The 9,922-nt window shown below is 74.2% G+C and carries 8 protein-coding genes, 1 tRNA gene and 2 pseudogenes; 6 read left to right on the top strand and 5 right to left on the bottom strand.

Going from position 1 to position 9,922, the window contains the following annotated elements; genetic code table 11:
* Both ACTHMS_RS15840 and ACTHMS_RS15835 read left to right on the top strand, forming a co-directional pair.
* Positions 1 to 748 (top strand): annotated as a pseudogene (locus ACTHMS_RS15840) (hypothetical protein); the annotation flags it as partial.
* A 9-nt stretch (positions 749 to 757) separates the two neighbouring features.
* Positions 758 to 1,375 carry a trimeric intracellular cation channel family protein gene (locus tag ACTHMS_RS15835; protein WP_440307632.1) on the top strand — a complete coding sequence of 206 codons (618 nt, stop codon included), beginning with the start codon at positions 758 to 760 and terminating at the stop codon, positions 1,373 to 1,375.
* Positions 1,376 to 1,395: 20 nt separating this feature from the next.
* On the opposite strand, the pseudogene ACTHMS_RS15830 reads toward ACTHMS_RS15835, so the two are convergent.
* The 3 genes and pseudogenes from ACTHMS_RS15830 to ACTHMS_RS15820 form a co-directional block, all read right to left on the bottom strand.
* Positions 1,396 to 2,640: pseudogene (locus ACTHMS_RS15830) on the bottom strand (substrate-binding domain-containing protein); the annotation flags it as partial.
* Positions 2,640 to 3,809, bottom strand: coding sequence for a sensor histidine kinase (locus ACTHMS_RS15825; RefSeq protein ID WP_440307631.1), 1,170 nt, complete (start codon positions 3,807 to 3,809; stop codon positions 2,640 to 2,642). The gene ACTHMS_RS15825 and the pseudogene ACTHMS_RS15830, both read right to left, overlap by 1 nt.
* Before the next feature lie 82 nt (positions 3,810 to 3,891).
* Complete coding sequence (locus ACTHMS_RS15820; protein ID WP_440307630.1) at positions 3,892 to 4,251, bottom strand: hypothetical protein; 360 nt, start codon at positions 4,249 to 4,251, stop codon at positions 3,892 to 3,894.
* 109 nt (positions 4,252 to 4,360) lie between these two features.
* On the opposite strand from ACTHMS_RS15820, the gene ACTHMS_RS15815 reads away from it, so the two are divergent.
* The 4 genes from ACTHMS_RS15815 (at position 4,361) to ACTHMS_RS15800 (ending at position 8,953) form a co-directional block, all read left to right on the top strand.
* Positions 4,361 to 5,164 (top strand): MmyB family transcriptional regulator, encoded by an 804-nt coding sequence (locus ACTHMS_RS15815; RefSeq protein ID WP_440307629.1) that lies wholly within the window; start codon positions 4,361 to 4,363, stop codon positions 5,162 to 5,164.
* 40 nt (positions 5,165 to 5,204) lie between these two features.
* A complete protein-coding gene (locus ACTHMS_RS15810; RefSeq protein ID WP_440307628.1) occupies positions 5,205 to 7,934 on the top strand; it encodes an ATP-binding protein in 2,730 nt (909 codons plus the stop codon).
* 73 nt (positions 7,935 to 8,007) lie between these two features.
* Complete coding sequence (locus tag ACTHMS_RS15805) at positions 8,008 to 8,286, top strand: hypothetical protein (protein WP_440307627.1); 279 nt, start codon at positions 8,008 to 8,010, stop codon at positions 8,284 to 8,286.
* The gene (locus ACTHMS_RS15800; RefSeq protein ID WP_440307626.1) at positions 8,279 to 8,953 is read left to right on the top strand and encodes a hypothetical protein; all 675 of its coding nucleotides are present in this window, start codon (positions 8,279 to 8,281) and stop codon (positions 8,951 to 8,953) included. The genes ACTHMS_RS15805 and ACTHMS_RS15800 overlap by 8 nt, the downstream gene beginning before the upstream one ends.
* A 72-nt stretch (positions 8,954 to 9,025) precedes the next feature.
* Here the strand turns inward: ACTHMS_RS15800 and ACTHMS_RS15795 are convergent.
* Both ACTHMS_RS15795 and ACTHMS_RS15790 read right to left on the bottom strand, forming a co-directional pair.
* Positions 9,026 to 9,098, bottom strand: a tRNA-Lys gene (locus tag ACTHMS_RS15795).
* A 56-nt stretch (positions 9,099 to 9,154) separates the two neighbouring features.
* A partial coding sequence (locus ACTHMS_RS15790) for an ABC transporter permease (RefSeq protein ID WP_440307625.1) occupies positions 9,155 to 9,922 on the bottom strand: 768 nt, incomplete at its 5' end.

The following is a 9,922-nucleotide window of genomic DNA, read 5'->3' as shown; positions in this document are numbered from 1 at the left end:
GATGTTCGCGGTCGCCGCCTCGCTGCGGTTCACCGTCGAGGCGGTCACGTTCGCCGGGTTCGCGGTCGCCACGGTTTTCGTGCGCACGCCGCTGCCCTCACCGGTCGCGACCGGGCCGCGGCGGCTGCGCGCCGACGTGCTCGACGGCCTGCGCTTCCTGTGGTCGCAGCACGCGGCCCGGGCGATGATGATCTGGGGCGGCATCCTCAACCTCGCCATGGGCTACGTGTTCGTGTCGATCACCCTGCGGCTGGTGCGGGCCGGCGTGCACCCAGCGGCCATCGGCGCCATCGACGCGATCGCCGCCGGCGCCGGCATCCTCGGCGCCGTCGTGATCTCGCGGCACGTGCAGCGGCTGCCGACCGGCGTGACGACGGTGGTCACCGGCCTCGTCCTCGCCGCCGTCGTCGTGCCGATGGCCTGGACGACCGACGTGCGGGTCATCGGCGCCCTGCTCGCCGTCGGCACCTTCCTGCTGCCGGCCAACAACGCGGGCATCGGCGCCTACCTGTCGTTCGTGACGCCGGACGAGTTGCAGGGGCGCATGCAGAGCGCGGCCGAGTTCGTCTCCGGCGGGCTCACCCCGGTCGCGCCGGTGGTCGCCGGGGCGCTGCTCAGCACGATCGGCGGCGCGACCGCCACCCTCGTCGGTGCCGCACTCGTGGCCTCCAGCGTGGTGCCGCTGCTGCTCGAGCCGACCGTGCGGCGGCTCGGGCGCCCGGACGAGTGGGGCGCCGCCCGCCGCTAGCCTGGGCCGATGCCCGCCGCCCAGCTGGCGCTCGACCTCGTCGGGTCGGCCGTGTTCGCGCTGTCCGGTGCGCTCGCCGGTGTGCGCGCCCGGCTCGACGTCTTCGGCGTCGTCGTGGTCGGCACCGTCACGGCGATCGGCGGCGGCATCCTGCGCGACGTGCTGCTCGGGGCCACGCCGCCGGCGTCCCTGCGGCACTGGTTCTACCTCGCCGTGCCGACGGTGGCGTCCGTGGTCGTCTTCGTCTGGCACCCGCGGGTGAGCCGGCTCGGCCGGCCGATCGTCGTCCTGGACGCCGCCGGCCTCGGCCTGTTCACCGTCACCGGCACGCGGCTCGCGCTCAACCACGGTCTCGGCCCGGCCGGCGCCGTGGCCCTCGGCATCCTCACCGGCATCGGCGGCGGCGTGCTGCGCGACGTGCTGCTCGGGCAGATCCCGCTGGTGCTGCGCCGCGAGATCTACGCGCTCGCCTCGGCGGTCGGGGCGGTGCTGGTCGTCGCGGCCCACGAGGCGGGTGCGCTGACGCTGGCCTGGGAGATCCCGGCCGCGGTCGCGGTGTTCGTGGTGCGCGTCCTCGCCGCCCGGCGCCGCTGGTCGATGCCGACGCCCCGCATGCCCGAGCGGTGACGGCCGAGGGTCGACGCGCGCGGTTTTAGCGTCGTCGGCAGCACCACGTCGCCGGCCGGACCCGGCGCGACGATCTGCGTCAGCAACGTCGCCGTCGCCACCCGCCCGAGCGCGCGCACCGGCTGCGCGACCGTGCTGAGGTCGAACATCTCGCTGTGCTCGTGGCCGTCGAAGCCGACGACGGCGATGTCCACGCCGACCCGCAGTCCGACCCGGTTGATCGCGTGCAGCGCGCCGAAGGCCATCTCGTCGGACATGCAGAAGACCGCGGTCGGGTGCGGCGTCACCCGTAGCAGCTCGCGCATCGCCGCGTACCCGCCACGGGCGCTGAAGCCGCCGTCGCGGTGCAGCCGCGGGTCGGGGTCGACGCCGTGCTCGCCGAGCACCTCGAGGTACCCGGCGAGGCGCTCGACCTCGGGCACGAACCCGCCCTCGCCCGGGTCGCCGCCGATGAGCCCGATGCGCCGGTGCCCCAGCGCGACGAGGTGCTCGACCGCCTGCCGGGCGCCCAGCCGGTCGTCGATGCGCACGCCGGCGTGGCCCGGTGCGCTGGTGCCGAGCAGCACGAGCGGCACGCCGAGCGCCGTCAGCCCGGCGACCGACGGGTCGTCGAGGCCGATGGACGCGACCAGCAGCCCGTCGACCCGACCGCGCAGCCGATCGGCCGCCGACTGCGCGTGCGGGCTGGGCGAGGCGTCGACACCGGTCGAGTGCAGCACGATGTTGGCGTCGTGGCTCTGCAGCGCCTCCTCGATGCCGCCGACGATCTCGCTGAAGTACCAGCGTCCGACGAACGGCGTGACGACCCCGAGGGTGATCGCGCCGCTGGACGCCCGCGGGCCGGCCGCCGGACGCGGCTCCGGAGGGTCGGCGGGGCCGTGCAGGTCGCGTCCGCGCAGCGCCACCGGCAGGTACGTGTTCACGGCGCGGGCGAACGACCTGGGTTCGATCGGCTTCGAGAGGTAGCCGTCGAAGCCGGCGGTGAGGGCCTCGGCGCGGTCGGTGAGCATCGCCTGCGCCGTCACGGCGATGATCGGGTGGTGCGGCACCGAGGGGTCGGCGCGCACCTCGGCGAGCAGGTCGTAGCCGCTGCCGTCCGGCAGCTGCAGGTCGAACAGCGACAGGTCGATGCCCTCGCCGTGCAGCACGCCGCGGGCGTCGGCCAGCGTCGTGGCCACGAGCACCTCGTGGCCGGCCGCGCCGAGCAGATAGGTCATCAGCCGCACCGTGTCCGGGGTGTCCTCGAGCAGCAGGATGCGGGCCATCAGTGCGTCGCCGCGTGCGGCACGGTGAGCGCGAACGTCGCGCCGGCTCCCGGCGTCGAATGCACGGTGAGCCGCGCGCCCATCAGGTCGGCCAGGCGCTGCGAGATGTGCAGGCCGAGTCCGGTGCCCTGTGAGCGGCGCAGCCCGCCGCTGTCGAGGCGGCGGTAGGCGACGAAGGCGAGCGCGAGTTCGTCCTCGCTGAGCCCGGGGCCGGTGTCGGCGACGCTGAAGCGCACGCCGCCGGCGACGGGTTCGACGCGCACCGTGACGCCGCCGTGCTCGGTGAACTTGATGGCGTTGGCGGTGAGGTTCAGCAGCACCTGGCTCAGCGCCCGGCGGTCGCACCAGGTCGTCGGTGCGGGCGAGGCGGCGACCGCGGCGAGGGTCAGCGCCTGCTGCGCGGCCAGGGGCCGGAGGCTGTCGACGACCTCGTCCACCAGCGAGCCGCCGTCGACCGGTTCAGGGCTGAGTTCGTAGCGGCCGGACTGCAGCTTGGCGAGGTCGAGCAGGTCGTTGATGAGCGACAGCAGCTGCTTGCCGTTCGCGTGCACGATGTCGAGCTGCTGGCGCTGCTCGCCGGTGAGCGCGCCGGGCAGTTCCATCAGCAGGATGTCGGTGAAGCCGAGGATCGAGTTCAGCGGCGTGCGCAGCTCGTGGCTCATGCTGGCGAGGAACTCGTCCTTGGCCCGCGCGGCGGCCTCGAGCTCGCGGTTGGTCGTCTGCAGCTGCTCGGCCATCCGCTTGTAGCCGTCGATGTCCTGCACCTGCTTGATGAAGCACTGCACCTGCCCGGCGTCGTCGCGCACCGCCGAGGCGCTCAGCACCGCCCAGACCGCGCGTCCGTCGGCCCGCAGGTAGCGCTTCTCGATCGAGTAGCCGTCGATCTCGCCGGCCAGCGCCCGGCGCACGTGCCGCAGGTCGAGCGCGAGGTCGTCGGGGTGGGTGATGTCCTGGAACGTCCGGGTCAGCAGTTCCGGCTCGCTGTACCCGGTGAACGCGCAGAGGGCGGCGTTGGCGCGCAGGAAGCGACCGTCGGGACGGACCAGCCCCATCCCGATCGGTGCGTCGTCGAAGATCGGGCCGGCGCAGCGCTCGACGAGAGGGCCGGCGTCCGACCGGTGGTGGTCGGCGAGCAGCGCCGAATCGGAGGTGATGGTTTCACCGCGCACGTGGGGCTCCTGGTGCCGGCCCGCCGGGGGGAGGGCGGGCCGACCGGCTCAGTGAACACGGTGTGAGCCGCTGTGACGCAGGTCATTGGTCCTGCCGAAGGGCTGACAGAGACTTCACACGAGGTCCCGAATGGTGCCGTCGGTACGCAGCCGGACGAAGCGGATCGGGCAGCGGCAGCCACAGCCGCGGCGGCAGCCCCGGCACGCCACGGTGCAGGCGCACCATGAGGACCACCGCGGTGACCGCCCCGAACGCCGCGAGCAGCACCGCCGTGACGAGCACCGCGATGGCCAGTACGAAGCGCGCGGTGTCGCTCATCGGCACGGCGGCGGCGACCGGGGCGCCGATCACCCCGACGGCGACGATCGCCGTCGACAGGCTCGCGTCGCACCACATGACGATGCGCAGGGTGCGGTCGAAGCGGGCGGTGGTGGCGTCCATGGTCGGCCTCCTCGGTTCGTCGTGCACCCAGCCGACCACGGCGACGACGGCGCCGCGATGACCTCGCAGGTAACGGCGGCGCCGCGCCCGACGGCCTAGCGTTCCGGGCATGACCAGCGGCCTGACGACCACCCCGGTGACCGGCGACCGTGCCGCTGTCGGTGCGCTGCTGCGCGGCTGGCGCACGCGCCGGCGCCGCAGCCAGCTCGAGCTCGCCCTCGCCGCAGGGGTGTCGACGCGGCACCTCAGCTTCGTCGAGACCGGACGCTCGCAGCCCAGCCGCGCCCTCGTGCTCGCCCTCGCCGAGGCCCTGCAGGTGCCGCTGCGTGCACGCAACGACCTGCTGCTCGCCGCCGGCTACGCGCCGGTCTACTCGTCCGGCAACCTGGCGGCGGCACCCATGGCGCCGGTGCGGGCCGCACTCGACGTGCTGCTCGCCGCGTACGAGCCGTGGCCGGCCGTCGTGGTCGACCGCGGGTGGACGATGGTCGCCGCCAACCCCGGGGTCGGCCGGCTCACCGCCGGGGTCGCGCCGGCGCTGCTGGAGCCGCCGGTCAACGTGTTGCGGCTCGCGCTGCACCCGCAGGGTCTGGCACCGCGCATCGTCAACCTCGCCGAGTGGCGCGGCCACCTGCTCGACCGCCTCGCCCACGACGCGGCGCTCGCCGACGACCCCGACCTGCTCGCCCTGCACGCCGAGCTCGCCGCGCTGCCGGGCGGGCGCGCACCGGTGTCGTCCGGGGCCATCGTCGTGCCGCTGCGGCTGCGCGAGGGTGACCGCGAGCTGACCTTCATCAGCACGATGACGCACTTCGGCTCGGCCGTCGACGTCACCGTCGCCGAGCTCAGCATCGAGACGTTCCTGCCGGCGGACGAGGCCACCGCGGCCGCCGTGCGGGCATCGGTCGACTGATCGACCTGACCGAGGTGGGCGGCGGCCCTATCCTGCGCGCGTGCAGGTGTGGGGGCGGGCCGGGGAGCTCGCGGCGCTGCGGGCAGCGGTGACGGCGGCCGGTGCCGGGCGCCCGGCGGTCGCCATCGTCGCCGGCGAGTCGGGGATCGGGAAGACGACGCTGCTGCGCGCCGCGACCGAGACCGCGGCGACCGAGGGGTGGACCGTGCGGTGGGCGCGCGGTGCCGTCACGGCCGACGAGGTGCCCTACGGGCTGTGGCGGCACCTGCTCGGCCCCGATGCGGTGGGCGGCGACGACAGGTTCGCGGTCTTCGAGGCCATCCGCGGCGCGCTGGTCGCGGCCGCACCGCTCGTCCTGGTGATCGACGACCTGCAGTGGGTCGAGGAGTCGTCGGTGCGCGCGCTGACCTACGTCGTGCGCCGCCTCGGCGACGAGCGCGTGGCCGTGCTGGCGACCCTGCGTCCGGACGATGCGGGGGCCGGTTGGTCCGCCGTCGGCGGTGACCTGCTCGCCGACCTGACGGTCACCCGGCTCGACCTGCGTCCCCTCGGCGAGGCCGACAGCGAGGCGTGTCTGCGGGCGGCCGCGGGCGACGGGCTGAGCGACGAGCTGGTCGCCGAAGCGGTCGCCCTCGCGCGGGGCAACCCGTTCTACCTGCGCGAGCTCGGCCGGGGGTGGGCCGTCGATCCGTCGCGCCGCGTGCCCCGCACCGTGCTCGACGTGAGCCGCCAGCGGTTGGCGCGACTGCCCACGACGGTGCAGGAGCTGCTGCTGGCCGCGAGCGTGGTCGGTGAGCAGGCCGAGCTGTCGGTGCTCGCCCACTGCGTCGGACGGTCGACGATGGAGTGTCTCGGCCTCGCGCAGGAGGCGATCGATGCCGGCCTGTTGGTGCACGTCGGCGGCGGATGGGTGCGGTTCGCCCACGCGCTCGTGCACGCGGCCCTGCTCGACGGCCTGTCGTTGCCGCAGCAGGTCGAGCTGCACCAGCGTGCGGCCGCGGCGATCGAGGAACTGCACGCCGGCGCGCTCGACGACCACCTCGCGGAGTTGGCCCGGCACGCGGCCGCCGTCGCGGTCACGGGCAACCGTGCGCCCGCGGTGCGGTGGGCCCGCGCGGCGGGCGAGCAGGCGCGTGGCCGCTTCGCTTACGAGGAGGCCGGGCGACTGTTCGCGCTCGCGCTCGACAGCGGTGGTGCTGCGCTCGACGAGGTGACCCGCGCCGACCTGCTCATCGGTCGCGCCGAGTGCGAGGCGAGCGCGGGACGCAGCCGGGAGGCCCAGCGGAGCTGCGCGAGCGGAGTCGAGCTCGCCCGTCGACTCGGCGACGCGACGCTGCTGGCCCGTGCTGCCCTCGCGCTCGAGCCGGTGGGCGACCGCCTGATCGACGAGTCGGTCGGCGCCTGGTGTCTCGAGGCGCTCGCGGTCCTGCCGGACGATGCCGTCGCCCTGCGTGCCCGGGTGCTCGCGCGGCGTGCCGAGGCGCTCGTGCACCGCGGGGCCTGGGACGAGGCGCTGCCGGTGTCGTCCGATGCGCTGCGGTTGGCCGACGGGTCGGGCGACGACGAGGCCGTCGTCGCGGCGTTGCGCGCCCGGCAGCTCACCGTGAGCGGGCCGGATCACCGCGACGAACGGCTCGCGCTGACGGAGCGGATGACGGCGCTCGGCCGCCGGCGCGACCGCGCCGACATCGAGATGTGGGGCCGCCTCTGGCGGCTGGACGCGCTGTGGGAGGTCGCGGCGCTGCCCGACATCGACGGCGAGGTCGCCCGCCTCGCCGCCTGCGTCGAGCGGTTGCGCAGCCCGCTGCCGCAGTGGCACCTGCTCGTGGCGCGGTCCGTGCTCGCCCAGGCGCGCGGCGACTACGGCGAGGCGATGCGACTCGCCGGCGAGGGCTTCGCGCTCATGCGGGCGCTCGGCCACCCCGCTGGGTTCGGGGCGTTCATCTCGCTGGCGACGAGCGTGGGGCACCACTGCGGGCACACGCCGATGGCGACGGAGACGGCGGCGGAGCGCCCGGAGGAGGCCGGACAGCTGCGGGCCGAGCTGTTCGGCTACATCGGCCCGGCGCTCGCGCTGTGCGATCTCGGGCGACTGGACGAGGCGGCCGCGCTCTACGAGCGGCCCGGACCGCCGCACCGTTGGCGGATCCCGCCGTACTTCGTCATCTCGGCCGCCGCGGTCGGCGCAGGCGTCGCGGTGGCGCTCGGCCGCCGCGACGACGTCGCCTTCCTGCGCGACCTGCTGGTGCCGTACCGCGACCGGCACCTCGTCGGCGGCGCGGGGGTCGGCAACTACCTGGGCCCGGTGACGCTGATGCTGGGCAGGTGCGCCGCGGCGCTCGACGACCACGAGCTCGCCGAGCGCGAACTGCGCGACGCGGTCGCGACCTGCCGGCGGATCGGCCTGCCCGGCCATGCGGTCGAGGCGCAGGTCGAGCTCGCCGTCGTGCTGCAGGCCCGACGCCGGATGGCGGAGGCGACCGCGGTGCTGCGCGCGGCGCGGCCGGTCGCCGAGCGGCTGGCGATGACCCCGTGGGTCGGCCGCATCGACACCATGCTCGCCGACTGCGACGACGTGCTCAGCCCGCGCGAACGCGAGGTCGCGGTGCTGGTCGCGCAGGGCTGCACGAACCGGCAGATCGCCGAACGGCTCGTGCTGTCGGAACGCACGGCCGCCAACCACGTGCAACACGTGTTGAGCAAGCTGGGCCTCAACCGACGCAGCGAGCTGGCTGCGTGGATGCACGCGAATGAGCAGTCGAATGAGTAGTCCTGACGATGTCGGCGGGGCGGCTGCGCCGAGAGGGTGACGGGGTCAGCACGACCCCGACCCGGAGGCCAGCATGAGCTACATCCACATCACCAAGACGCCGGACGCGAACCTGGACGACTACCACCGCGTGCTCGACGCGCTCGGATCCGCCCCCATCGCCGGACGCCGGTCGCACTGGGTCGGCGAGAAGGCAGGGGCCCTGCACATCGTCGACATCTGGGAGTCGCGCGCGGACGCCGACCGGTTCGCGTCGGAGCGGTTGTTCCCCGCCTTCGAGCAGGCGCGGATGCGCAGCGCCGGCACCGAGATCGTCGACTTCGAGGCGGCCGAGGAGACCATCGATGTCTGACCGTCGCGCGGCACTCCTCGGTGGCGCCGTCTTCGTCCTCGTCGGTGTGGGCGCCGGGCCATTGCTGCCGCCGCCGCCCTCAGGTCACCCGAGCGCGGCCCATGTGGCCGACTACTTCGCCGACCACCACTCGACGGTGGTCGCCGGCAGCACGTTGGCGGCGGTCGCCGCAGTGGCGCTGCTGCCGCTGCTCGTCGCGCTCGGACGGTCCGTCGGCGGGGCGGCCGGTAGCTCGGTGCGGACGGGCGGCGGCGCGCTGGTGGCCATCGGCGTGCTCGGCGGCGTGGTGCAGGCGGGGCTGGCCGCGCACGCGTCCGACCTCGACCCGTCGGCGCTGCTCGCTGCGTTCACGCTCGAGCGGGCGGTGTTCTACGCCGGTCCGGCGCTCGTGGTGGCCGGGGTCGCTCTGGCGGCCGCCGCGGGAGCGTCCCCGACCTGGCACCGGGCGTTGTCGGCGCTGCTGGGCGTCGTCGCGCTCGCCGGCGGTGTCGTGCAGCTGACGTCCACCTCGGGCGCGGCGACCGGGCTCGGGTTCGCCGGGTTCCTGCTCACCGTCGTCTGGGTCGCGGCGACGATGTTCGTGCTGTGGCGGGCGCGGGACGCGGACGGCACCGCGAAGCGCGCAGCCCCCGCCGTCGCCGCGCGGGAGCCGGTCGCGTCCCGCTGAACCGGCCGATGATCGAAGAAGCTCCGTGGTCGAGGATCGACCACGGAGCTGCTTTGATCTTGGTTGCGTCGGTGCGCCGCGAGGGAATCGAACCCCCAACCCGCTGATTAAGAGTCAGCTGCTCTGCCGATTGAGCTAGCGGCGCGTGTGCAGTTGTCCGGCCCGCTGGCGGGCAACGAGAGACCACGTTACCAGTCCGGCTCAACGCAGCAGCAACGCGTCCAGCCGCCTCGCAGCCACGACCAGCCCGAGGCCTGCCATGACGACGAAGTACAGGCAGTGGCCGAGCAGTCCGAGGCCGACGACGCCGGCGTTCAGGTCGCGCAGCAGCGCGATGCCGTGCTGCAGCGGCAGGCACTGCACGACCAGCTGCAGCCAGCGCGGGTACACGTCCAGCCCGTAGAAGGTGCCGCTGAACAGGAACATCGGCAGCACCGCGAGCTGCACGTAGTCGAGGTCCTGCCACGAGTGCATGAACGACGTCACCGCCATGCCGACGGCGGCGAAGGCGACGGCGATGAGCAGGCACGCGGGCAGCATCGCGAGCGCCCACGGCGAGGCCATCAGCCCCATGACGGCCATCACGACCATAAAGCCCGCGGCGTACAGGCCGCCGCGGATCAGCGCCCAGCCGATCTCGCCGATCGCGACGTCCATCGGCCCGAGCGAGGTGGCGAGCATCCCGTCGTAGAGCTTCGAGCGCAGCTTGTGGAAGACGTTCATCGTCGAGTCGTAGACGGCGCCGTTCATCGCCGACGACGCGAGCAGTGCGGGCGCGATGAACGCGCTGTAGCTGATCGCCTGCCCGCCCGGGCCGACGACCGTGCCGACGAGGTTCTTCAGGCCGGTACCCAGAGCGAACAGGTAGAACAGCGGCTCGAAGAAGCCGGTGAGGATCACCAGCCAGCTGTGCCGGTAGACCCGGAACGCGCGCTGCAGCACGACGTGCGATCGCCCTGCGTACATGCC

The sequence above is a fragment of the Jatrophihabitans sp. genome, from assembly GCF_051960575.1.
Taxonomy (GTDB): Bacteria; Actinomycetota; Actinomycetes; order Mycobacteriales; family Jatrophihabitantaceae; genus JBQCEE01.
The sequence above is the reverse complement of the archived record's forward strand: the minus strand, read 5'-3'. Positions and strand labels throughout refer to the sequence as shown.

Excerpts from the sequence above, each read along its gene's own strand:
- ACTHMS_RS15835 (WP_440307632.1), top strand. The coding sequence starts at position 758 with ATGCCCGCCGCCCAGCTGGCGCTCGACCTCGTCGGGTCGGCCGTGTTC.
- ACTHMS_RS15820 (WP_440307630.1), bottom strand. The coding sequence starts at position 4,251 with ATGGACGCCACCACCGCCCGCTTCGACCGCACCCTGCGCATCGTCATG.
- ACTHMS_RS15815 (WP_440307629.1), top strand. The coding sequence starts at position 4,361 with ATGACCAGCGGCCTGACGACCACCCCGGTGACCGGCGACCGTGCCGCT.
- ACTHMS_RS15805 (WP_440307627.1), top strand. The coding sequence starts at position 8,008 with ATGAGCTACATCCACATCACCAAGACGCCGGACGCGAACCTGGACGAC.
- ACTHMS_RS15800 (WP_440307626.1), top strand. The coding sequence starts at position 8,279 with ATGTCTGACCGTCGCGCGGCACTCCTCGGTGGCGCCGTCTTCGTCCTC.